Genomic DNA, 23,204 nt, shown 5'->3' with positions numbered 1-23,204 from the left:
CCAACCTTTATTTTGAAAATACGTACTTGTAAATATCGATGCCTAATGCTGCCTCGATTTCTGGGTAATTGGCACGTTCAAAGACCCCGGCACTTAATGGAAATTTTGAGCGATCGATTCGGAAAACGATCACCTTTTGCCCAACTGAAATCTCACTAGTGGTTAAAGGCTGCATCGTCTTTGCATCAAAAATAGTGATCACATCTGGATAGTTCCCCACACGTTCGCCATCACGTTCCAAGGCCATAAACTCATTTGCCGCATAGGCCTTTAGGTCATGGCCTTTTTTGGTTTCAACGTTGATATAACCCACATCATAAGTGCCTTCTTCAGAATAAGCCACGGTATTTTCAGTGACCTTCCCTTTGCCGACAATTTCGCCACCAGTTTGCTTGAGAATCGCCGCTAAAACTGCTTCTGGGCCATCCGGTTGTGCCTTTAAAACGGCTTCCCCTAGCTCAATTGCCAGGGTATAACCGCCAACAACCGCATTTTTCTTAAGGAACTTCACGCTTAACGGATTTCGGGCTGATGCAAAGAAACCACCCGATAAATCTGACGCCTTTCGCAAGACCTCTGAGGTTTTTTCAGGCTTCCCTTTGATCACTAATTCAAGGTGACTGCCGGTTTCACGTTTACCACCAGATGCCGCTTCGATCGTTTCATAATGTTCATCTGACGTTAAACCAAAGTTACCAAACTTGCCAGATGGATGGGCCCGAATGTCACCTAACGCATCAACGACCACTAAATCAAGCGCAGCGGCCGGTAACCAACCATTCGTAGAAGATGATTTTCCGTTTTGTCCAGCAACAAAGCCAACGATTTTGCCATCATAATGGTCGATCAACAACTGCGCCGCTTTAATATAATCCCGGCCGGTCATTTCCCAGTCAGTGGTGCCACCAGGTGCGCCGATTGCCGCTGCAGTAATGACAATATCATCGTCGTTTAATTCATCCAGTGAGACTAATTTCACCTTGTTAATGGTGATGGCGGCATGTCCCATGGCCAGGCCATGTTCGTAAAAACCACCGCCACCACAAGCGTAAATGGAACCTCCTGTTAAAGCTGCTAAAACATCATCATGATTTAAAATTCGCATTATCAATTGATTCCTTTCTTTTATTCGGTTGCCAAAGCATAAACGCTGTCTGCTAAAACCTGTAAGCCTGCCACTAAATCAGCCGCCGTCGTGAATTCCTGTGGGTTGTGACTGATACCTAAATGGCTTGGCACAAAAATCAAACCCGCTGCTGCGATTTTCGACATGGCATTCACATCATGATTGGCCCCCGAAAATAGTTTGGTGTAACGATCGTGGCGCTGCTCAGCGGCCGCTTGAATCACTTGTTGCACTTGCGGATCTAACTGTGCACTGACTTTATCAACGATTTTTCGAACGTGATAGTCGATTTGTGCTGCTTTTAGCCATTGATCCAGCTGGTGTTGAAATTGATAGGCCACCTGCATGTCAACGGCTCTCACTTCTAAGATCAATGTGACTTGGCCTGGAATAACGGTTGGCTGGTTCGGCTGAACACTTAATTGCCCAACCGTTGCCACTAATTGTTCTGAACTGGCCCTTGCTTGCTGCGATACGGCTTGAATGAATCGACTGGCTTTTACCAGGGCATCATCGCGATAGGCCATTGGTGTGGCGCCGGCATGTAACGCGGCGCCACTAAATTGATACTCGTAGCGCACAATGCCTGCAATTGCGGTGGGAATCCCAATGGTAACTTGCTGCTGTTCAAGCGCGCTTGATTGTTCAATGTGCAGTTCTAAAAAATTCCGATAGGTTTGTGGTGCTAACTGCGCTGCTTGAATTTGTGCGGCTGTGAAATAATCATTATCAGTAACTGGCACCTGTCCCGTTAGCGCACGACTGCCAAAAGTACCACCTAGTGGATTGACCTCTTCCCCGACAAAATTCGTAAAAAGTAGATCACGCTGTAACGGTAGCGCTTGTTCAGCGGCGGAACGAATCACTTCAAGCGCCGCTAAAGTCCCGTAAGCACCGTCATAGAGGCCACCATGATTGACGGTATCCAAGTGCGACCCAAAGCCAATGGCCGGCCCACCGTGCTGCCCGTAGCGCCCAAACGTGTTGCGAATCGGATCGTGGGTGACCACCACACCTGATTGTTGCAGCTGCGTGCTGACCCAGGCATGCGCCTGCTGTTCCTTGGCCGAAAAAGCAGGGCGATTATAACCTTCGTCGCCACCATCTTCTGGAAAAAGCGCCTGCAGTGCTTTGAAACTATCTAAAAACCGTTGTGCATTAACCTTCATTCGAGGCACCTGCCTTCAAGCCTTGACCGGGTACAAAGTCACCATAAGTAAAAGGTGCCAGGACTTGATCATCAGCGTAAACGCGTTGGCCGCGAACCCAAGTAGCAGTTACTTTACCTTGTAAAGTACGACCTGCTAAGGGGGTAATGGCGTTGGTTTTTGTGTGTAAACCGGCGTCCGTAATTGTAAACTGCGCCTGTGGGTCTAAAATGGCAAAATCAGCATCCTTACCTAATTCAATACTGCCTTTTTGTGAAAAGTTAAACCGCTGGGCCACATGAGTTGCCATGAGCTGGCTAAATTGCACGGGACTTAACCGCCCTTGGGCCACACCGGCATCGTATAAAACAGGCGCAACCAATTCGATTCCTGGTAAACCAGACGGTGCTTCAAAAATATTGGCTTGGCCTTTTGCCTTGTCACTAGCCGCCCAAGGCACATGGTCAGAGGTCACATAATCAATTTTGCCAGCAATCAGCCGCTGCCATAAACCGGCGACTGTCTCCGGTTCCCGTAATGGTGGATTCATTTTAGCCCGTGGTCCCATTTTTTCTAAATCATGGATATCGAGCACTAAATATTGATAACACGTTTCACAAGTCACCGCCACACCTTGTTGCCGGTAAGCATCGATCAGATCCACCGTTTCTGGCGCGCTAACATGGACAATATGCAGCTTACTGCCCGTCCACTTCGCAATTTCGCACAATTCTTGGACGGCGGTGGTTTCCACAATAATCGGTCGGGTTTCCATATGCGCCCGTGGATAAGTGGCGCCTGCTTGTTGATAACGGGCAATCAGATCCACGATCATCTCATTATTTTCAGAATGAAATGCCGGCACAATGCCTGTTTTACGTAATTTCGTTAACGCGTCATAAATATCGACATCACTGATTTTGGGAAAACGTTCTGGGTCGGTTTCAAACGTCGACATTTTAAAGGCCGCTGCCCCTGCCGCAATCAAACCTGGTATTTCTTTAACCCCGTCCTGTTTCGGAATCGTGCCCCATAAGGCAATATCCACAATGGTCTGGCCTTTGATCTGGGCCTTTTTGGCATTAAACCGCGCGGCTGTGTTAATGGGCTTTGGTCGATCATATGGCATATCAACAAATGTGGTGACGCCGCCAACCGCAGCCCCAACGCTTGTTGCCGCAAAACCTTCGTCAGGATTACTGAAACAATGGACATGGCCATCAATAAACCCTGGAAAAATGTATTGCGCACCATAATCAAAAAATTCAGTTGTTGCATCTAATATTGGCTTGGTAGTGCTAATGCCAGTGATCTTGCCGTTTTCAACTGTCAGATAGGCCGCTGTTACGCGTAAAGGCGTCACAACTTGCCCGTATAAAATCTTTTTTTGCGTCATCTTAAACCCTCCATTTTAATCATGTTTGCTTGTTGCAACTCCGATTAAAATGTGAGCCGCCCGATTTCGCCAAAGCGGGCAATAAAATTAGCTTTTAAGTGACAATGACGTACTGGTAAGAACTGATCACCAGTTTTTAAACAAATTTTTAATCGACGCATGGCCGGGCCCCCTTTTTACGTTATTTTTGGGTCAAAAAAGCCCCTTACTTGCTTATAAATCAGACTGCTCACTTTTTAATTAGAAAAAAGCGGGTCACAAACGAAACCGCCATCTTCACAATTGCAAGACGGTAGCCGTTCAGTTTAATTTACAAGCGCACAAGGGGCAATTAACAGACTGGCATGTCCTTTTCGCCAAATTTGGCGATAAAATTAGCCTTTAAATGAGCGTGGTTCATGGCAACAAATTGCATTTGATCCGCAAACATAATTTTTAATGTATACATGTGACACACGCTCCTTTCTGCATTGATTAAAGTGATTTTGGTTAGAGTTTACCTAATGCTTGTTCTAAGTCGGCGATTAAATCGTCCACATTTTCGATCCCAATGGATAAGCGAATCAAGTCTGGCGTGATCCCAGTTTGCTTCAATTGCGCTTCGTTTAATTGGGCATGGGTGGTGGATGCAGGGTGAATAATCAAAGAATGCGCATCCCCCACATTCGCTAACAGTGAGAATAATTCGAGATTTTCAATTAATTGTTTCCCTGCTTTTTCACCGCCAGTTAAGCCTAAGGTGAAGATCGAGCCAGCGCCTTTCGGGAAATACTTATCAGCTAACGCTTTATAAGGGCTGTCTGGTAATTCAGGGTAGTTGACCCAAGCCACCTTGGGATGATTGCTTAAGTATTCAACAATTTTACGGGTATTTTCAACGTGCCGTTCAACCCGCAAGGACAAACTTTCTAAGCCTTGGATCAACAAGAATGAGTTAAACGGACTGATGGTGGCGCCTAGATCCCGTAAGGTTTGTGCCCGTACTTTGGTCGTAAAGGCTGCTGGCGCAACGTCTTTCCAAACCAAGCCGTTATAAGTATCATCTGGGGTGGTAAAACCAGGGTAGCGGTCTGTCGCTGTATAATCGAACTTGCCATTTTCAACGATCACGCCGCCCATGCTGGTGCCGTGGCCGCCAATAAACTTCGTAGCCGAATGAACCACAACGTCAGCACCGTGATCTAACGGTTGGGTTAGATAAGGGGTCCCAAACGTATTGTCGACGATTAAAAGCAAGCCATGTTGATGCGCAATTGCAGCAACCGCTTCAAAGTCAATCAAGTTGATGCCAGGATTCCCAATACTTTCAATATACAACGCTTTGGTATGTTCGTTGATCGCTGCTTCAAAGTTTTCAGGCTGATCAGGGTCAACAAAGTGTGTGGTAATCCCTAACTTCTTCAATGTGACACTGAAAAGATCATACGTCCCACCATAAAGGGTACTGGCTGAAACAATTTCATCCCCAGCATCCGCAATATTTAAAATTGCAGCGGTGATTGCAGCTGAACCAGTTGCCAATGCCACACCAGCCGTTCCGTGCTCTAAAGCAGCAACCCGCTTTTCAAGAACATCTGAAGTCGGGTTCGTCAGGCGCGTGTAAATATTACCAGCATCGGTTAAGGCAAACCGCCCAGCGGCCTGTGCCGCATCTTTAAAAACGTAAGAAGTGGTTTGGTAAATTGGTACGGCACGTGCGCCTGTTTCGTCAACGGTTTGGCCTGCGGTTACTTGTAAAGTTTCAAAATGTAAGTTTTCTGCTGTCATGGTAATTCCTCCAAATGTTTGTTTTCAGTTTATTGTTTGAATTCTGTTAGGCGCAAATGAATCAACGCCGTTTGATCCGCCATACCAGACCGATTTAAAATAAAGCTTAAGTCAGTCATCTATGCGCCTCCTTTCAAGTTTGACAATCAAAAAATCCGCCCCAGAACATCGCTTTCGCGCGTTCTGGGACGGATTCTCCGTGGTACCACCCATTTTTGTCTTGATTTCACAATCAACACCTTTGCCTGTACATCATGGTGACTATACAAGTGCAGGATATCGACTGCAAAACGGCGATTCAGCACCGAAGCACCAAATTGCTGACTCCAAGATCATCTTCATAACCTGCCATTATGCTTTCTTCCACCGTTGAAAGCTCTCTGGGATAATCACAAGTCATTACTCTTCTTTTCATTGTCATTTCATTTTTTTAAGTTGTCTCTAATTATATTTTCATTTTAAATAAAGTCAACACTTTTTTCGAAACTTTTTTAAAATAATGTTTTGTTTCATATAATGCCAATTTTAAAGGGCCACCGTTAACCAAATCCCACCAACGATCAAGGCTAATACCAACCCACCGACAAACCACAACCAGTTACGCGGCTGTGATTGTGTGCGTGTTGCCGCATTTCCTGCCGTGGCTTGTGTGCGAATACCTGACTGTTTCGGTTGATCTGATACTGGCTTTGCTGCCGCTAAAGGCTGCCCACAATTTTTACAAAACTTTGCTGCCGGATCATTTTTCGTACCACATTTTGGACAATACATGACGCACCAACCTTTCTATGACTGATATTGCTTCAAAATTTGTTGTAAGGTGCTGATGGCACTGGTATCAGCAGACGGCAAAAAGGTTTTATCAGTGGTGATGGCCGAACTGCCACCTGTTTGACCATGATTGTTTAATTCACCAAATCCCGTTATCGGATCCACCGTAGCACCATTCCCCAGTTTCAATTCATAAACACTGCCGTTATCCAAAAACAGATACTTCGTCACTGTTTTGTTGAAATTCATGTTAGTGGTATACCCTTCCGCGGTAGTGCCCATCAAGTGATGATCGATGCCCGTGGTGCCATCTTGTGAGCTGTAGAAAACCAAGCCGCCAATTGCATGTAGCTTAAAGCCCGAGTGACCTGGATTCTCCTGATTTTGGACTTGAACACGCCCATCAGACGTTACCGCATACCAATCACCCTGACCGGCTGCACCGTGATTAAAATAATAATCGCTCACGGCTAAATGCGCCGTTTGCGCGCGGCTATCCGCCCAATCCAACATTTTCTGATTAATTTTTGACTTTTGACGATCCGATAAGACAACCGTTGCGTTAGTCGCCTTTTTGGTGCTGGTACTGGCGTTTGTTGCTGCACTGGTCGTTGCCGCGCTATCCGAACTGGCCACTACACTACTACTATCTGCTGTTGTAGTCGCTTGTGTCTGTTGGGTGTTATCAGGTCGCGTCAGGAAGAACACCGTCGCCACAATGGCAATCACCGCAACTCCGCCACCAATAAACCACGGCCAATAATTTGCCTGCTGTTTTGGTTGTACGGTTGGCGTTCGTACTTGTGCGGTTGCCTGAGCTAACGGCTGCCCACAATTTTCACAAAACTTCGCCTGTGGTTGGTTTAAAGTTCCACACTTTTGACACTTTATCATTTCACGCACCTACCCCTTTAAGTTAGCCCCATTATACTATTTTCTAACAACCAAATACTAGCGTCGTCGGCGTTGATAGCGCCGGTAAATACCGATAATTCAGTTGGTTAAACTGCTTGACCCCCACCAACGTTTCAATCTGGTGCTCTGCTAAATACCGAACCATTGTGCCGCGCGCCATTTTAGCCGCTGTAGCCTGCTGTTTAACGCGACCATTTTGTAATTTCCCAAAGCGACAGGTGATCAATTGATCCGTTGGCTTTAAATAAGGCAGCACTGCTTTGGCATATTCCATCGAAGCCAAATTCAAAACAGAGCCTTGTTCAAACTGTAGCGCTTGATACAAACGCTGCTGCCAAATTTGATACAAGTTTTGCTGGCCAGCTAGCACCGGTTTCGATTGCATCTCTAAACGATAGGGAATAACGGCATCAAAAGGCCGCAACAAACCGTAAAACCCCGACATGATCCGTAAATGATCCTGTAAATAATCCAAAGCCGATTGCGACAACACCCCTGGCGCTAATGCTTGGTACTGTAACCCGATATACGCAAGTACCGCTGGTGTAACAGCATCTGCCAACGTTGTGTTTTGTAATTGATCATAATTCAAGCGCGCTAAGCGCGTGCTACATTGCCATAATTGCTGGGCCTGTTCAAAACTTAACGTTTTTAACCAATTATGTAGCGTTTGGGCTTGTGCTAAAAATTGCGGTTGACTCCGTGGTGGCAATGAATCGCCGTCCACCTGCATTTTCATGGCAGGTGCAATGATGATCTTCATTTCAATCAGCTCTTTTCCGTTAAATATTTCATAGCCTCGCGCTGGGCTAAAGTGCTTAATGAATGTGTTGTAACAAAATGGCGCACCCAAGTTGGATCAACTTTACTGGCTTGCCGTAACGCCCAACCAATAGCCTTTTGAATAAAAAATGAATCCGTAGTTAAATCAGCCTCAATAGCTTGCGTCAATAAGGTACGGTCCAAATGGGCATTATCCTGTAATTGTAAGGTGATGGCTACCCGTCGCATCCAAATATTAGACTGACCGGCAAACATCGCAAAGATAGCGCCTTTGGTCTCTGGAAATTGTTTCGCATACCCACCAAATAAACTGCGCCAACTATCAACACTGTCCCACCACGCTTTTTGTGTGACATACTGGCTCAAAAACTTTAAATCAGCAAGTGACCAATCTTTTAAATGCCGAATGGCTAAATCGATGGCCACGTACTGATACTCACGTTCAGGCCGCGTATATAATGCCTCAATTAACGCGAGAACAGCCGCTTTAGTTAAAGGGTGCTGCAACAGCACTTTTTCCTGTTGTTTCCGGTCAGGTGCTCTGATCCCTAAAAATTGAAACTGATTTTTCATGTAGCGCGCCATTGCTGGCGCTTGCTCAGCGTCACCTTGCAATACGAATCTTGGCATCCCCAAATCCCCCTTTGTGCGCTTGTCCATCTATTTTAGCATAGCCAGTGCCGCAACCTGATAAACATTGTGATACCAAGCCAAAAGTACCAAAGTGCAACCTGGCGTTGCGCAACACTGCGTTTATTTAGCGTGAAAAACGCAACATTTTGCTGGCTTTACGTAACTTTTATTTATAAGCTAAATTTAAAATCATAAATAAGGAGTTTACGCTGATGCTAAAATTCTCAGAAAATCTCAAAAAATACCGCCAGGCCAAAGAACTGTCGCAAGAAACCATCGCGCAAAAATTATACGTCTCCCGCCAAGCTGTTTCCAAATGGGAACAAGGTGAGGGGGCGCCTGACCTGAATAACTTAGTTAAATTAGCCGAACTATTAGACGTTAGCCTTGACACCTTAGTCCTAGGAACAGACCCTGAAAGTGCCAAAATTGACCCAAATGAATATGCTTTCGACCCAACGACTGGGCTGTACAAACGGAAACTCGGTCAGATGAATGGCTGGGACTTTTTAGCCCGTTTTTGGTGGTTGATCTTTCCTATTTTTGGCTTTGTCTATGGGTTAATTCAAATGCTTAAATAACAGTACTTGATCACTACCATGACTGCCAATCGCATTGCGAGAACAAGTCACTCATGATTATTATTTTTCAGGGTGCATTTCAAGAAGTAACACCAAAATAACCATCAAAAGAGTCGGCAGAGTTCCCGCGGCTCACTTTGATGGTTATTTTTGTGAATACTTGAGAGTTGGTTTTAAACCTGTCATGTATCAACGACTTTTTCAGCGGCCAACAACTGTCAGCCCTTTTATTTCGTCTGGGTCACCTTCCCCGTTAAATAATTGATTTGAATCCCTGACTGAACATTCGGAACAAATACGTTGAATTGCAAGCTGCCATCCTTTGATTTGGCTTCCAGATGATTACCAGCTGGGACTTGATTGTTGCCTTGATAGACGGCTGTTACACGATAGCGAACCGTTTTATGCTGATCCAAGGCCTGACGTACCTGTGTTTCATAATAGTTTTGTCCGGTTGACGTTTTCGAGCGCGCTTCATTAGCCCAAGCGGTTTGGGTCACAATATTTTTAGGATTTGCTTCCGAACTGTCAAAACCTTTCAACTTACCGGCTAGCGCGTACCCAATCAAATGCCCCCGATCATAGGCATGGGTGTAAGTCCCTTTTAGGTTGGTCACTTGCTGGAACCCCGCTGGTTTCCAATTCGTTGAACCGTTCCCTGTACTGGCGCGGTCCTGGGTTTGACGTGTGGTTTGATTTAATAAGGCATTCGCCACAGTTGGTCGCTGCCGACTGTCAATTTGATTATTAACATATGGCGCCGCCGTCACCTTGGCATTGAGCTTGGTTTGATTATTGGCAATCACAAACGCACCGGCATGATTATAAGTCACTTTAGTCCCTAATTGTTGCTTAACCGCTGTGGTCAATACACTTTTTGCCAACGTTTCTGTTGGCACAGTCTGAGGCGTACTAGCACGCGCTTGTCGATGGAATAAATGATTAAAGGCGCTAAACAGGAAAAAGTGCTGCCAAAAGCGGCTACCTGATGTCCGTGTACGCGTTGTCGTCGCACGCGGTTTCGTACGAGTTGTACGCTTTGTTGTTTGTCTCGTTAGCGTTGATTTTCGATAATGTTTACTGGTACGAACATGTGGTGTGGTGCGGGTCACATGGGTCGACATTCGGAACCGTGCTTGTGCCGGTTGTGCGGTCGCTGGCCCTAACATGAACAGTGTTGCCCCCAATAGTAGTCCTGATTTCAATTTCATAAAAGTTCCCCCTCGCACGCTCTATTATGCAGAGCCGACTACCGAAACACAATCCCCCTATTTTAAGCGCGCTGCCATTGAATCAAGCGTCGCAATAAGAAGCCTAATAAGATTGCAATCACTGCTAAAACAAGCAAGCCTAAAATAACAGGTTGCCAGCGATGTTGTTGCGCTTGAACCGCTCCGCATAAAGTTGGGCCACTACTTGCCAGTAAATAACCCACTGATTGCACGCCACCACTGATCAAGCTGACACTCGCTGGATCAGGTGACACCACGGTGATCAGACTTAACGCTAATGAGAAAATGGCCGCTGTAGTCAGTCCTAACAGTAACGACGCTAAAACAAGGCACCAAAACGCATGTTGTAACAGCAAAATAAACCCTAAACCATAGCCGCCTAGCAAGACTAACAGAACTTGTTTCAACCGATTAGACCGTTGCGCAAAACGCGGCACAATGTACGCCGCTGGAAAACCAATAATCTGAAAAACTGCCGCTAGTGTCCCGGCAGTAGTAGTACTGACCTGCTGACTGGTTAACATCCGTGGTAACCAGGCCGCCAATGCATAGAAAATCAATGACTGACTGCCCATAAATAAGGCGAGCACCCACACACGCGGCAAGCGCCACCACTGTACCCCCACGGTTTGTTTGGATACCACCACCTTTTTGTAACGCAACTGTCGAAATTGATACCACCCCACCAACGCCAGTACAGTAGGCACCGCCATTAACTGTAACGCATGTTGCCAACCCCAAAGTTGTGCAAACGGTACGGCCACCCCGCTGGCAATTGCCGCAAAAACATTACTGGCCGCTGGATACACCCCATTTAACTGGGCCACATGTCCCGGCGCTTGTTCCACGATCAAAGCGGGCAATAAAACATTTAAGAGTGTAATACTCAAACCGGCTAAAATCGTCCCACCGAATAAAAGCCCGACACTATAAACGCGTCCTAGGCTGGCGACCAATAGCCCCAATAAAGCTAAAACCAAGGCTGGTGTTGTACCAATTTTCTGAATCAACCGGCCCATAAAGACAGATCCTAGCCCAAAACACAATAAGGGAATGGTGGTTAAAAAGCCCAGTTGGGTGGTTGTCAGGTGTAACGTTTGCCCTAATGACTGGGTCAGCGGCGCAATAATCAAAATGGCCATGCGCATATTCGCTGCTAATAAACATAGTTCCAAACTAAAATAACGTAATCGTTTTGTATCGACTTCCAAAAAATCAACTCCATTTCCAATCAAAAAAGCAGAGACTACCCCTTAGCGAATTCTCGCCTAGGGGGAAAGTCCCTGCTAGTATCATGACGGCTAAGCGCCGCTATCAGAATTTTTATAAACCCAATTTAGCATAAATTAAATCAAATTTCAAAGTCATTAATGGAACCAAATCGGCATCATTAGTGCTGATGTGGCCACTGCATCATACTTCGTTGCCTGGCCTTTGATCTGATGGTACAACGTATTGAGTGCCGCCGGATAGTCTTTTTGATGTTCCCAATAATACAGGGTGATGGCCTTGGTCAGTTTCGTCGCCACTAGTTGACAGTTCTCACCTTTTTGGAGCGCCTGTGCTGACTTCAACAAAATCTCGCGTAATGCCGGCCGCTGTTTCACCGCTGCATCTGCATAGGCAATGTCGATTTGTTGAAACATGATTTGAGCCGCTTGTTCGTGCTTTTCTTTTCCCATTTAAGAACCCCCCTACCCTTAATCGGTGGCCTCAGTTTAGCACAACCATGGCTAAAAAAAATGAAAGCCGGCTAAAAAAATAAGACGTTCCCTATCAAATTCACTGGCTTTTTCAGAAAACTGGCGTATGCTAATGATATTAACTGTACGGTACCTAATGATTATCATGAAGAAGGCTGACCATGAACTTTTTAACCACAACTTTTTCATCGCTCCGTTCCAGAAATTTCCGCTATTTCTGGCTCGGACAATGCATTTCCACCATGGGCACTTGGGTGCAACGAACAGCCCAAACATGGCTGGTTTATGAACTCACTAAGTCCGCTTTTTTAGTCGGTTTGTTGTCAGCTTGTCAATTTGCGCCGATCTTATTACTCACCCTAGTAGCCGGCTCACTGATCGACCGTTACCCTAAGCGACGGATCCTGATCATCACACAAGCTGGCTTTTTACTGCTAGGTGCTTTAATGACCGCTTTAGTGTTCTTTAAAGTGGTACAATACTGGCATATTTTAGTGATTGCCTTGATCTATGGCACGTTACAAAGTATTGATACGCCCACCCGCCAGTCTTTTGTGGTTGAATTAGTGGGGCAAAAAGACCTGATCAACGGCATTTCATTAAATTCTACCATTTATAACTTGGCCAAAATTGCAGGTCCTGCCTTGGCCGGCCTACTAATGGCACATTTCAGCATTGCTTTTTGTTTTTTCGTCAACACCCTGAGTTATTTAGCCGTTCTCCTTGGTTTATTTTTGATCCATCAAGTCAACGTTGTGGCAACCCCGTCAAAAAAGCACTTATTAAGCGACATTAAAGTTGGCCTCGCCTATATTTGGCACCAACCCAACATTCGTTTAAGCGCTGCTTTAATGTTAATTATTTGTACGTTAAATTATAATAACAACGTGATTATTCCAATTTTTGCGAAAACCGTTTTACATGCCGGTGCCCAAACTTATGCCAATCTATTATCCGCGACTGGTGCTGGTTCATTGGTAGCAGCTTTTCTCATGAGTTACCTCGCCCAATTAGGCCTTCACCGCCGATTCTACTTGATCGTTGGTGTCGGTACAGCTGTCTTACAAGCCGCTTTGATCGTTGTCCACACCTTCGGCCTGGCAATGGTGGTGATGGTGGCAATCGGCTTCTGTAACATGATTTTCTTGAATCAGTCCAACGCCGCCTTCCAATTCGATATTCCCACCGAACTGCGCGGGCGCATTATGAGTGTCTACGTGCTATTAACGCAAGGCACTACGCCAATTGGCAGCCTGTACGCCGGTGGGGTCATGGACCTTGCCTCTGGCTTATGGGGCTTTCCCGCCTGTGGCTTTGTTGCACTACTTTTCGTCATCCCACTACTGATTCACAACCGCCAGTTAGTCCACCAATGGTGGCAAAATTAAGAAAGAAGGTCTTTTGATGTCCCTGACCCCTGCACAAGTGCATGCAACAAAAGCCGAGCTTCAACAAAATCTTGCCTTAACCGGGTACACCACCGCTGAAGTTGCAACGGCACTTCAAACAACACCAGAAAATATCAACGCGATTTTGGCACTTCACCCGCGGCGGATCGAAGACCCTTGGATTTTACGTCAATACCTGCTAAAGACACTTGTAACGCAACACAAACAACCGGTTCCGTTCACTGCCTTAACTGGCGACTACCATCAATATTGGTTTTTAGATGCGGATTACATTGCACAACAACATTTTGCTTAAAAAATTTGATACGTTAGGCCTAAGTGCTTAAAAAAGCGCAATAAGTCGGTTGACTGAAGCAACGCCGTTTGTGTATTATCCGCTAAATGAAACCCTAGTTCCGGTGCCTTTAATAAATCATGCTGTAAAATAATCGTCACCGGACTGTTTGGCATTAAAGTCAGTGGCGTCACCATGCCTGGTACGGTTTGTAACACCTGCTGCACCACTTCATCCGTTGCAAAAGCAAGCCGACTACGACTGATTCCCAGCTGTGTTGCCAAGGCTTTAAAATCAAGTCGAGCTGGTCCTAATTGAATGTACAACCAGCATTCCCCTGTCCGCTTATCCGTTAATAATAGGTTTTTAGGAATTGCCCGGCCTGCCAGTGCTGTTTGCTGGGCCAAATCTGTTAGATGCCAAACTGGTGCGTGATGAATCACTGTCACTGGCAACTGCCAATTGATTAAACGTTGTTGATAATCCAAAATTCGTCACCCTTTCAAGCGCGCTTGATCACACGCTTAATCATTAAAAAGAAGGTCTTTTCATGCATGCCATTGTCTTACACCAACCTGGCACAGCTGCCAGCTTAAACGTCGAAGAAGTCCCGACCCCAACCGTTAAACCTGGCTGGTCGTTATTACAAGTCAAGGGATTTGGCATTAATCGTTCCGAAATTTTCACCCGTAATGGTTGGTCTCCCAGTGTTCAACTGCCACGTATTTTAGGCATCGAAGCAGTTGGTGTTATTGCAACCACCACTGATCCAAAACGGCTGCCCATTGGTCAAACAGCGGTCACATTAATGGGCGGTTTAGGCCGGGCCTTTGACGGCGGTTACGCCGAGTATACGTTAGTCCCAAATCAGCAATTATATCCGGTTCAAACCACCCTGACTTGGCCTGAACTTGCCGCGATACCTGAAACCTATTATACGGCTTACGGCTCACTTGAAACACTGCAACTCAACAAAAATGACACCTTACTGATTCGTGGTGCAACCAGTGGCGTCGGCATTGCGGCTGCTAAACTCGCACGAGCACTGCACCCTAACATCACGCTGATCGGCTCCACGCGGCACTTAGAGAAACAGGTACAACTAAAAGCGGCCGGCTTTGATCATGTTATTTTAGATCAAAATAATCAGCTCCAACGTGAGCAAACCACCTTTACTAAGATTTTAGAGCTGATTGGACCGCTGACCATGCAAGATTCTTTGCAAGCATTAGCACGTCAAGGCATTATGTGCGTCACAGGTGAGCTAGGGGGCGTTTGGACCGCTGACGGTTTTGACCCGATCTCACAGATTCCTAGCGGCGCTTACCTCACTGGCTTTTCTTCAGATAACATTACCGAAGCCCAGTTTCAAACGTTACTCGACCTCATTGTTCAGCATCAAATTGATGTGACGCCAACCCGCGTTTTTGATTTGGCACATACTGGTGCTGCGCAAGCCTTTCTTGAACAACAAACCAGTTTTGGCAAAGTGGTCGTTCTGCCTGGATCGACACTGTAAATGTTCTGTATTGATTTTGTAAAGTGCCTCACCACCACCATGATTTTTGTTACCCTAATGGCAGAGGTGAGCGCTGATGTTACCAAATAGATTAGGCAGTACCGTTGTTGTGATGCTACTTACACGCCACTTGATTATCGCCTTGATCATCAGTTTTATTTTAGCGATTCAAACGACACATGCTGAAAATTTTTAACGAAAAAGCCCTGCCACACTTATTTTCAAGTGCGACAGGGCTTTTTAGCGTGTCTTTAGAGTGTATTTGCGACTAAATTTGAATCGTCGTTTAACACTTTTGTGTCTAACGTATTCGTGGCTTTCGCAGCAACGAGACCTGCTAAAATGGAATCATTGACGTTGATCGCTGTCCGTGCCATATCAATAATCGGATCGATGGCAATCACCACTGCCATGACGGCAACTGGTAAGTTCAACGTGCCTAATACCATCAAGGTTGTAAAGGTGGCACCACCGCCGACCCCTGCAGAGCCGAAAGATGACAACGTGACAATGGCAATTAAACTGAAAAGGAAGCTAGCAGAGAAAACGTGGATCCCAACGGTTGGTGCAATGATCGTTGCGACCATCGCTGGATAAACCCCTGCACAGCCGTTTTGACCAATGGTTAAGCCAAAACTACCGGCAAAGTTAGCAATCGCTGTATCGATTCCCAATGATTCTGTTTGAATCTTCAAATTCAACGGTAAGGTGCCGGCACTTGTCCGTGATGTAAAGGCAAAAATCAGTGCAGGCCAAACCTTCTTGTAATAACGAACTGGGTTCACATGGTTGGCTAATAAAATCACCGTGTGCATTAACAAAACGGCAATTAAGGCAACGTAAGCCGCAACAATGAAAATGCCTAACTGCGCGATTGATTTAATCGAATCTGTCGCAGCGGCTTTGGTAATCAAAGCGAAAATCCCGTAAGGTGTCAAGGCTAATACTAATTTGATAATACCGTGCACTAAACGGTCTAATACATTGATACCTTTGGCCACTTGTTGCGCAATTTCAGGTTCGGTTTTACGTAAACCAAGATACGCGATCCCTGTAACAACAGAGAAAATCACAACGGCAATTGTTGAAGTCGCCCGAGTGCCAGCCAAGTCAGCGAAGATGTTGGTTGGGAAAAAGCTAATAATTTGTTGTGGTAACGTGACACCTTTTAAAACACTTTGGTGCTGTTTAATCACTGCTAAACTGGCGGCGTCAGCACTCGTCCCACTGGCGAAATGAGCCCCTTGTAAATGGAAGGCAAAGACTGACAATACGCCAAACAAAGCCGCAACGGCAGTGGTCAACAACAAAGTTGCCAATACGGTTACCCCAATTTTACGTAAGTTTGCCACATCTGACAACCGCGTAAAAGCGCCGATCAGACTCACTGCAATCAGTGGTGTGATCAATGTTTGGAGCAATGCCACGTAGCCAGACCCCACAATGTTCAACCAGTCGATCGTTTTGGTGGTAATGGCCGAATCATTGCCATATAAAAGCTGAATCACTAACCCAAAAACAATCCCTACGACCAGCGAACCAAAAACTAATTTTGTAAAGCTAAACCCTTTACGATGTAAATAAACTGTAATGCCAAGAATAATAGCAGCAATCACTAACAGGATCACAATGGTTATATTTTGCGTCATATCGACATATCCTTTCTATTCGTTACACAGTATTGAAGTACACTTTTAAGGCAAAACCCCCTTTTTCAAAGACAAAAAAAGTCCCTCAGCCCAACTTTGGACTGAGGGACGCGTTTGCGTGTTACCACCCTATTTTCGCGTCATTAATGACGCCTCAACGGTACCCGCTCTAAAAAAGGATACCCGGCAAAATAACGCTTGCCCACGGTGTATAAGCGTGAACTTACACACGGCTCAGAGCTCATCTTCACACACTCGTCTGCCAAAGCCTCTCACCAAATGACTTTTCTCTGAAGGCGGACATCTGTGCTACTCTTCTCTTCAACGCCAATTTATGAAGTGCACTCATTATGGAATTCTGATACAAACTTGTCAAGTGAATAACTTATTTTTTGTCAGTGCTAGTTACGGGGTAAGTCAGCGCATTAGTAGTAACACTTTTTGAAAATTCACCTAAAATTTTTATTTTAAACGAGCATTCATTACCACAAAAAAATGAGAACGTGCTATGATAACCCTACCTTTGGAAAACATGTTGTCATTGTCCTTCATTCAATCAAAAAAGTGCTTCAAATACAGTCCGCTACAACCGTAACTGTTCGGTATTTCGCCTCTGATCAAACATAAAGCGGCCTAATCGCCACACATTAAAGGACTACTTAGACCATAACCTGATTCAAAGCCACTGGTAAGTCGTCCAATTAATGGCTTGATACCAAGGATCCGTGATTGATTGCATCACCATTATCAAGTCATTTACGTTGATAATGGACAAATTAGACTTTAAATGACGTCGATTCAGCGCAACCACTTTTTATGTGCACCACCTTGTCCTGAGTCAATGCGCCTTTTCAACTGCAATCAATTACCAGTATAAAATACCCTACGATAGTAGTAGAGCGATTTCCCCAACGCTGCGTTCGACGTTGCCAGCCATCATGATTGCGATTCATGACCGAGAGTACATCATCACGGTTACTTAATGAATGGGGCCGCATAACTTTGATCGACACAGCACAACACTTTTTCATACTGTCCCTAACCTGACATTTTACAATCAACAACGGAGGTGCATGATGCCAATTTATCCCCCTGCTGAACGCACACGCTTCGGCGCCGTCCTGACCATGGCCGCTGGTAGCATTGACGCCTATTCCTATCTTTTTCACGGTCAAGTGTTTGCCGGTTTACAAACTGGTAATTTAATTTTACTAGGACTTAATCTTGCTCAAGGTCATCTGAAATATAGTTTACGCGCGCTAATCTCGATTCTGGCATTTTTCGTTGGGACTTTGATCATTCGCTGGCTTCAACGTCAACCGACTTTCTCGCAGCGTCCCATCAAACGCCAAAAAATTGTCTTACTTTACGAAATCGCATTACTTTTACTGGTTGCCTGTACCACACAATGGCTGCCGGCATTATTAACTACAATGCTCTTATCCATTACAGCTGCGGCCGAATTACAAGAATTTCGCCGCTTAAACGGTGGTCCCTTTACACCCCTGATGATGACGGGTAATTTACGGACATTGGCGGAGACTGCCTTTGATGCTTTTTTCTATCGCGAATCAGCGGCGCTTAAAAAGCTTCAAGCAACTGCCATTATCATGTTCATGTTCACTTTAGGTGCGGCTGGGATCGTTGTCGTAACGCCATTTTTGCATCAATTCAGTTTATTGTTGCCAGTTACTGCTTTAGCCGTCGGCTGGTTTTTATTAGCGAGCGCTGATTAATTTTAGTTGCTATTTTTTAACGAACGGCCTTATACTTAAGGCTGTTAACTTAATCAAAACAACTAACGGTCACTGCAGATACATAGCAGGGGGCCGTTTTTTTATGAATCGGCGGTGTGAATGACAAACATAACAGAACGTGACGTAATCGACTTGTGCGGTCTTGTCGGTAAGATTTTATTAGAAAATGGCGCTGAAACAGCGCGTGTCGAAAATACAGTCGAATACATTGGTCAGGCTGCTCAATTTCCTGTGAGTTGTCATGCCACCATGACCGCCGTTTTTGTGGATTCAAAAACCAATCCTAACACCCATTTTGTAAAAGTTCGGGTAGGTGACTTCAACTTGCAAAAAGTGGATGACATCAATACCTTATCTCGTCAATTTACAGCCCATGAAATTGATTATGCACAACTTAAAACCGGCATTGCTGCCATTGATCGCAAAGTCATTGATTTTAACTGGTTGGAAAAAATTATCGGCGCTGGTTTAGTCTCTGTTGCACCGATGCTGCTTTTTAAGGCCACCTGGACTGATCTGGCTTGGGCATTATTTGTCGGTATTTTAGGCTATCTTGGGACCCAACTGGCCACCCATAAAATCACGACGCCTTATGTGAGTGTGGCGCTAGGTGGTTTTATCATTAGCCTTTGTGCTACCTTATTACAATTATCAGGTTGGGCGACTAGCGCTGACAATATTATTATCAGCGCGCTGATGCCGTTGGTCCCAGGCGTAGCGTTAACTAATTCATTACGTGAATTGATCGGTAAGCACACGATTTCTGGCCTGGTTCGCGCCGCTGACGCCATTATGGTTGCTGGGTCGATTGGTGCTGGTGTAATCGTTGGTAGTGTATTGGCCCAGATCTTAATGGGAGGTGCGTCATGAAATTGTTGGCAGGCTTTCTCTTTAGTTTTCTATCTACCGTTGGCTTTGGCGTCATTACCAATGTCCCACGGCGTACCTTATTACCAGCTGGCCTAACAGGCGCTGTTGCTTGGATTATTTATCTGGTGGTTGCGCAGGCGACCCACAACTTAATTTTACCAAACTTACTAGCGGCGCTGGCTATTGGACTGTTGGCCAATGGTGCCGCAATTTTGGTCCGCGCACCAGTGAACCTCCTGTACATCCCCTGCTTAGTCTCGCTCGTACCAGGCGCCATCATCTACCTTAGTTTGAAGGATTTCACGCTAGGTTTTGATGCCAGCGCGCAACAAAACTTATTTAAAACCCTCACCATTGCCATGGCACTAGCAGTCGGATTCGTGCTAGCAGAGGCCATTTTCAAACCTTTACGCCCCATCTTAAAGAGCTGGTGCCAACAAAAATAGTACGAAAGGATGATTTTCATGACACTTCAAACTGATTTAATGGCCAAATTAACTGCTGACCAACCTGAAATGGTCGCTATTCGGAGACACTTACATGCTCATCCAGAGCTTTCATTTCATGAAAAAGCAACTGCAGCTTACATTAAGGCCTTTTATCAACCCTTAGACTGTACCGTCACGGATTACGGGACCGGTTACGGCTTTGTTGTCGAGATCGACAGTGGCCAGCCCGGTCCCACTTTAGGCCTACGCGCTGACTTTGATGCGCTGGCTGTCCAAGAGGACAACGACCTACCGTTTAAATCACAAAATCCAGGCGTGATGCATGCTTGTGGTCATGATGCACACACTGCTTATTTAATGGTGCTGGCCAAAAACTTAATCGCCCTAAAGGCACGTCTAAAAGGGCGGATTCGTATCATTCACCAGCCCGCTGAAGAAGTCTCCCCTGGCGGCGCAAAAGATATGCTTGCCGCTGGTGTATTAACCGATGTTGACCGTGTTTTAGGGCTGCACGTCATGACATCAATGCCCACTGGTAGCATTGGTTACCACTTAAATGAAACACAAACAGGACGCGGCAACTTTACCTTAACCTTTACCGGTAAAGGCGGGCATGCTTCTATGCCACATTTGTCCAATGATGCCATTGTGGCGGGTGCCTATTTTGTAACAGCTTTACAAACAGTTGTCTCCAGGCGCATTGACCCGTTTGATACAGCCAGTGTCACAATTGGCTCATTTGACGGCGTTGGTTCCTACAACGCCATCAAAAAGAGTGTGACCTTAAAAGGCGATGTGCGCATTATGAAAGAAAGTACGCGTAAAGTTGTCCGCGAACACATCGAAAAAATTTGCCACGGCATTGAAACAATGTTCGGTGTAACGGCTGAACTGGATTATGATGATAATTATCCGGTTTTAGTCAATGAGCCAAAATTTACCACTCAAATGATCGACAGTTTAAAGGCAGCAGCATTGCCGGAGATCAATCAAATCTTCGATTGTGGTCCTCAAGATCCTTCTGAGGATTTTGCTTATTTCGCCCAAAATACACCAAGCTGTTTCTTTTATGTTGGCTGTCAAACACCAGATGGCGGTAACCATCCCCACCACAGTCCTGACTTCATGCTGAATGAAGCCAGTTTGTTAATTGCCGCCAAAGCTGCTGGCACAGCTGCTTTAGCCTATCTCTGCCACTAAAAAAATCGACGCGGATCGCGTCGATTTTTTTGTGCATATTGCAGCGTTTTAATACGTATAAATTGTTCGTCGATTATAGCGCACATAATGTTGCCAAGCCTGCCAGGTATAGGTTGTGATTCGCCATGCAGGACGGACTAGACTGCCGCCTAAGGCACCAAGAAAAAGTGCCGCTAATAATTGCCACCAGGCGCTGGTTTGGCCAAATAACACATTGGCGCCAATAGCTAAAAATGGCGAAGCGATAAACGTAACGACGGTCACCCACAATCCCATCAACAACCCAATGGCGGTTCCTGCAACGGCTAAAACCACAATGAGGTTAAACCAAATCAAACCGAAAAGTGCCAACCAGTTAATATGTCGTTTCATAGGCTGCATCGGTTGTGTTTTACCAATTAATGCCTCTAATGAGCAACCATACAGTTTGCTAAGATCCTGTAAGACGTAAATATTCGGTAGCGTTTGATCTTGTTCCCAACGCGAAACTGTTTGGCGCGTCACATATAATGCTGCTGCAACCGTGGTTTGACTCATTCCTTTTGTTAAACGTGCCTGTCGTAAATAATCCCCAATTGCCATGACACCGCCCCCTTCTTTTACGTTTAGTATCTCCGGTAAGCGATGATTTGTCTAGCAACAAATCTGTTACAAGCCTGGTTTGACAGCATCAAGCGCGCTTAATTTTGCGCTGATCATTAAAATTTGAGGTCTTTTTTCAATGCCCAACTGCTATTCGTCAAACGTCATCCCACTAACGACATAACACCCTAAAGGGTTAGTGTCCCTTGTACGTACAGAACAGCTTGACCACATAATTGAACGTGCTGGCCTTGTAACGCGCACCGCAATTCGCCACCACGGGCTGACGCCTGGTAAGCACTAATTTGATTTCGATGCAACCGTTGGGCCCAATACGGTACAATGTGGCAATGGCCGCTGCCACAAACTGGATCTTCAGGGATTGCCAACTTCGGACCAAATGAACGAGAAACACAATCATAGTCCTGACCTGCTGCAGTGACGTGCTGTAACAAGCCTGGCAAACTTTTCAAGCGCGCTTGATCTGGTGCTAAATTGCGAACTAATTGCTCACGCGCTACCACGCACAGTAAGTCGCGGCCTAAATAAGCCGCTTGTGGTGTGACACCTAGCGCAGCCGTCATTGCTGGTGTTACTGGCGTAGGCTGCAGTGCATAGCTTGGAAACTGCATCGCATACCAATCTTGTTGTTTGGTAACCACTAAGTCACCACTTTGGGTGGTAAATGTAATTTGGGCCTGCCCTGGTGCCCGAAAACGAAATATCAGATACCCACTTGCTAACGTGGCGTGCCCGCATAAATCGATTTCACCACCTGGGGTAAACCAGCGTAATTGATAATGGGTTGGCGTTAATTGGCGTGCAAAAGCTGTCTCAGAAAGACGATTTTCACAGGCAATTTGTTGCATCACTTGCTCAACTGGCCAATTGTCCACAAAACAAACCGCCGCTGGATTCCCTTTAAATAAGGTTGCCGTAAAGGCATCGACGATTGCATATTTCATGCTTTCACCACATCGATCCATTTTTCAGGTGCTGCATACTGCACCAGTTCGGCCAATGTCAGACGAATAACAGCATTCGGCGCGCCTGCCGCTGGATACAAAATATCATGTCCACGCAAACTGGTATCAAAATAAACACTGACGCCTGGTGCCAATGCAAACGGACAGATACCACCTGCCTGATGGCCAATCGTTGTTGGTAAAGCTGCTCGTGCAACCATATGGGCTTTTTGACCAAAGGCCGCTTTAAATTTGGCATTGGCGACTTTAGCTGTCCCAGCCGTCACAATGACAATTGGTTTTTCTTTTAATTGAAATGCCATGGTTTTAGCAATTTGATCTGGCACAACGCCTAATACAGCCGCGGCTTGTTCAACTGTCGCCGTCGATTCATCAAATGTCACAATCTGATTCGCAATTCCTTGCGCTTTAAAATACTGTGTTACTTGCTCTAATGACATACGCCCACACCTTT

General features: G+C 45.6%; 24 protein-coding genes and 2 other annotated features. Of the genes, 8 read left to right on the top strand and 16 right to left on the bottom strand.

Annotation, left to right across the window (positions count from 1 at the left end; all coding sequences use genetic code 11):
* Nucleotides 1-7 precede the first annotated feature (7 nt).
* The 8 genes from FC07_RS05965 to FC07_RS05930 all read right to left on the bottom strand — a co-directional run bounded on the left by FC07_RS05965 (nucleotide 8) and on the right by FC07_RS05930 (nucleotide 8,536).
* Nucleotides 8-1,105: a DUF917 domain-containing protein gene (locus FC07_RS05965; RefSeq protein ID WP_083483219.1), complete on the bottom strand. Its 1,098-nt coding sequence runs from the start codon at nucleotides 1,103-1,105 to the stop codon at nucleotides 8-10.
* A gap of 20 nt (nucleotides 1,106-1,125) precedes the next feature.
* Nucleotides 1,126-2,295, bottom strand: a complete 1,170-nt coding sequence (locus tag FC07_RS05960) for a Zn-dependent hydrolase (RefSeq protein ID WP_057904215.1) — start codon at nucleotides 2,293-2,295, stop codon at nucleotides 1,126-1,128.
* A complete protein-coding gene (locus FC07_RS05955) occupies nucleotides 2,285-3,670 on the bottom strand; it encodes a dihydroorotase (RefSeq protein WP_057904214.1) in 1,386 nt (461 codons plus the stop codon). The genes FC07_RS05960 and FC07_RS05955 overlap by 11 nt, the downstream gene beginning before the upstream one ends.
* Nucleotides 3,671-4,159: 489 nt before the next feature.
* Complete coding sequence (locus tag FC07_RS05950; protein WP_057904213.1) at nucleotides 4,160-5,437, bottom strand: O-acetylhomoserine aminocarboxypropyltransferase/cysteine synthase family protein; 1,278 nt, start codon at nucleotides 5,435-5,437, stop codon at nucleotides 4,160-4,162.
* A gap of 181 nt (nucleotides 5,438-5,618) precedes the next feature.
* Nucleotides 5,619-5,861 (bottom strand) — a binding site (T-box leader).
* 101 nt (nucleotides 5,862-5,962) lie between these two features.
* The gene (locus tag FC07_RS05945) at nucleotides 5,963-6,208 is read right to left on the bottom strand and encodes a DUF7577 domain-containing protein (RefSeq protein WP_057904212.1); all 246 of its coding nucleotides are present in this window, start codon (nucleotides 6,206-6,208) and stop codon (nucleotides 5,963-5,965) included.
* Between the two features lie 15 nt (nucleotides 6,209-6,223).
* Nucleotides 6,224-7,102, bottom strand: a complete 879-nt coding sequence (locus FC07_RS05940; protein ID WP_057904211.1) for a zinc-ribbon domain-containing protein — start codon at nucleotides 7,100-7,102, stop codon at nucleotides 6,224-6,226.
* A gap of 43 nt (nucleotides 7,103-7,145) precedes the next feature.
* On the bottom strand, nucleotides 7,146-7,886 hold the full coding sequence (gene yaaA, locus FC07_RS05935; protein WP_057904210.1) for a peroxide stress protein YaaA: 741 nt from the start codon (nucleotides 7,884-7,886) through the stop codon (nucleotides 7,146-7,148).
* Between the two features lie 5 nt (nucleotides 7,887-7,891).
* Nucleotides 7,892-8,536 (bottom strand): DNA alkylation repair protein, encoded by a 645-nt coding sequence (locus tag FC07_RS05930; protein WP_057904209.1) that lies wholly within the window; start codon nucleotides 8,534-8,536, stop codon nucleotides 7,892-7,894.
* 215 nt (nucleotides 8,537-8,751) lie between these two features.
* Here FC07_RS05930 and FC07_RS05925 point away from each other — a divergent pair, with 215 nt between their 5' ends.
* The gene (locus tag FC07_RS05925; RefSeq protein WP_057904208.1) at nucleotides 8,752-9,120 is read left to right on the top strand and encodes a helix-turn-helix domain-containing protein; all 369 of its coding nucleotides are present in this window, start codon (nucleotides 8,752-8,754) and stop codon (nucleotides 9,118-9,120) included.
* A 227-nt stretch (nucleotides 9,121-9,347) separates the two neighbouring features.
* Here FC07_RS05925 and FC07_RS05920 read toward each other — a convergent pair whose 3' ends face one another.
* The 3 genes from FC07_RS05920 to FC07_RS05910 all read right to left on the bottom strand — a co-directional run bounded on the left by FC07_RS05920 (nucleotide 9,348) and on the right by FC07_RS05910 (nucleotide 12,034).
* Nucleotides 9,348-10,331, bottom strand: a complete 984-nt coding sequence (locus FC07_RS05920; protein WP_057904207.1) for a DNA/RNA non-specific endonuclease — start codon at nucleotides 10,329-10,331, stop codon at nucleotides 9,348-9,350.
* A gap of 62 nt (nucleotides 10,332-10,393) precedes the next feature.
* Nucleotides 10,394-11,563, bottom strand: a complete 1,170-nt coding sequence (locus FC07_RS05915) for an MFS transporter (protein ID WP_155797811.1) — start codon at nucleotides 11,561-11,563, stop codon at nucleotides 10,394-10,396.
* 156 nt (nucleotides 11,564-11,719) lie between these two features.
* The gene (locus tag FC07_RS05910; RefSeq protein ID WP_057904205.1) at nucleotides 11,720-12,034 is read right to left on the bottom strand and encodes a bacteriocin immunity protein; all 315 of its coding nucleotides are present in this window, start codon (nucleotides 12,032-12,034) and stop codon (nucleotides 11,720-11,722) included.
* Nucleotides 12,035-12,216: 182 nt separating this feature from the next.
* Here FC07_RS05910 and FC07_RS05905 point away from each other — a divergent pair, with 182 nt between their 5' ends.
* The gene (locus FC07_RS05905) at nucleotides 12,217-13,443 is read left to right on the top strand and encodes an MFS transporter (RefSeq protein ID WP_057904204.1); all 1,227 of its coding nucleotides are present in this window, start codon (nucleotides 12,217-12,219) and stop codon (nucleotides 13,441-13,443) included.
* 16 nt (nucleotides 13,444-13,459) lie between these two features.
* Nucleotides 13,460-13,759, top strand: a complete 300-nt coding sequence (locus FC07_RS05900) for a DUF2316 family protein (protein WP_057904203.1) — start codon at nucleotides 13,460-13,462, stop codon at nucleotides 13,757-13,759.
* Here FC07_RS05900 and FC07_RS05895 read toward each other — a convergent pair.
* The gene (locus FC07_RS05895) at nucleotides 13,756-14,226 is read right to left on the bottom strand and encodes a YbaK/EbsC family protein (protein ID WP_057904202.1); all 471 of its coding nucleotides are present in this window, start codon (nucleotides 14,224-14,226) and stop codon (nucleotides 13,756-13,758) included. The genes FC07_RS05900 and FC07_RS05895 overlap by 4 nt on opposite strands.
* A 62-nt stretch (nucleotides 14,227-14,288) precedes the next feature.
* Between FC07_RS05895 and FC07_RS05890 the strand changes: the two genes are divergently transcribed.
* A complete protein-coding gene (locus tag FC07_RS05890; RefSeq protein WP_057904201.1) occupies nucleotides 14,289-15,257 on the top strand; it encodes a zinc-binding dehydrogenase in 969 nt (322 codons plus the stop codon).
* A 251-nt stretch (nucleotides 15,258-15,508) separates the two neighbouring features.
* Here the strand turns inward: FC07_RS05890 and FC07_RS05885 are convergent, their stop codons facing one another.
* Nucleotides 15,509-16,906, bottom strand: coding sequence for a cation:dicarboxylate symporter family transporter (locus FC07_RS05885; protein ID WP_057904200.1), 1,398 nt, complete (start codon nucleotides 16,904-16,906; stop codon nucleotides 15,509-15,511).
* A gap of 101 nt (nucleotides 16,907-17,007) precedes the next feature.
* Nucleotides 17,008-17,240, bottom strand: a binding site (T-box leader).
* Between the two features lie 742 nt (nucleotides 17,241-17,982).
* Between FC07_RS05885 and FC07_RS05880 the strand changes: the two genes are divergently transcribed.
* From FC07_RS05880 to FC07_RS05865, 4 genes are all read left to right on the top strand, one after another.
* Nucleotides 17,983-18,642, top strand: coding sequence for a YoaK family protein (locus tag FC07_RS05880; RefSeq protein ID WP_235807467.1), 660 nt, complete (start codon nucleotides 17,983-17,985; stop codon nucleotides 18,640-18,642).
* Between the two features lie 120 nt (nucleotides 18,643-18,762).
* The gene (locus FC07_RS05875; protein ID WP_057904198.1) at nucleotides 18,763-19,533 is read left to right on the top strand and encodes a threonine/serine exporter family protein; all 771 of its coding nucleotides are present in this window, start codon (nucleotides 18,763-18,765) and stop codon (nucleotides 19,531-19,533) included.
* Nucleotides 19,530-19,979 (top strand): threonine/serine exporter family protein, encoded by a 450-nt coding sequence (locus FC07_RS05870; protein WP_057904197.1) that lies wholly within the window; start codon nucleotides 19,530-19,532, stop codon nucleotides 19,977-19,979. The genes FC07_RS05875 and FC07_RS05870 overlap by 4 nt, the downstream gene beginning before the upstream one ends.
* An 18-nt stretch (nucleotides 19,980-19,997) precedes the next feature.
* The gene (locus tag FC07_RS05865; RefSeq protein WP_057904196.1) at nucleotides 19,998-21,182 is read left to right on the top strand and encodes an amidohydrolase; all 1,185 of its coding nucleotides are present in this window, start codon (nucleotides 19,998-20,000) and stop codon (nucleotides 21,180-21,182) included.
* A gap of 48 nt (nucleotides 21,183-21,230) precedes the next feature.
* On the opposite strand, the gene FC07_RS05860 is transcribed toward FC07_RS05865, so the two are convergent.
* The 3 genes from FC07_RS05860 to FC07_RS05850 all read right to left on the bottom strand — a co-directional run bounded on the left by FC07_RS05860 (nucleotide 21,231) and on the right by FC07_RS05850 (nucleotide 23,190).
* On the bottom strand, nucleotides 21,231-21,764 hold the full coding sequence (locus FC07_RS05860) for a helix-turn-helix domain-containing protein (RefSeq protein WP_057904195.1): 534 nt from the start codon (nucleotides 21,762-21,764) through the stop codon (nucleotides 21,231-21,233).
* 188 nt (nucleotides 21,765-21,952) lie between these two features.
* Nucleotides 21,953-22,729, bottom strand: a complete 777-nt coding sequence (locus FC07_RS05855; RefSeq protein ID WP_057904194.1) for a PhzF family phenazine biosynthesis protein — start codon at nucleotides 22,727-22,729, stop codon at nucleotides 21,953-21,955.
* Nucleotides 22,726-23,190 (bottom strand): YbaK/EbsC family protein, encoded by a 465-nt coding sequence (locus tag FC07_RS05850; protein WP_057904193.1) that lies wholly within the window; start codon nucleotides 23,188-23,190, stop codon nucleotides 22,726-22,728. Before FC07_RS05850 ends, FC07_RS05855 begins: the two co-directional genes overlap by 4 nt.
* Between the last annotated feature and the right edge of the window lie 14 nt (nucleotides 23,191-23,204).

The organism is Loigolactobacillus bifermentans DSM 20003, from assembly GCF_001434575.1.
Classification (GTDB): Bacteria; Bacillota; Bacilli; order Lactobacillales; family Lactobacillaceae; genus Loigolactobacillus; species Loigolactobacillus bifermentans.
Note: the sequence above shows the minus strand (reverse complement) of the source record. Positions and strands in the feature narration are given on the sequence as shown.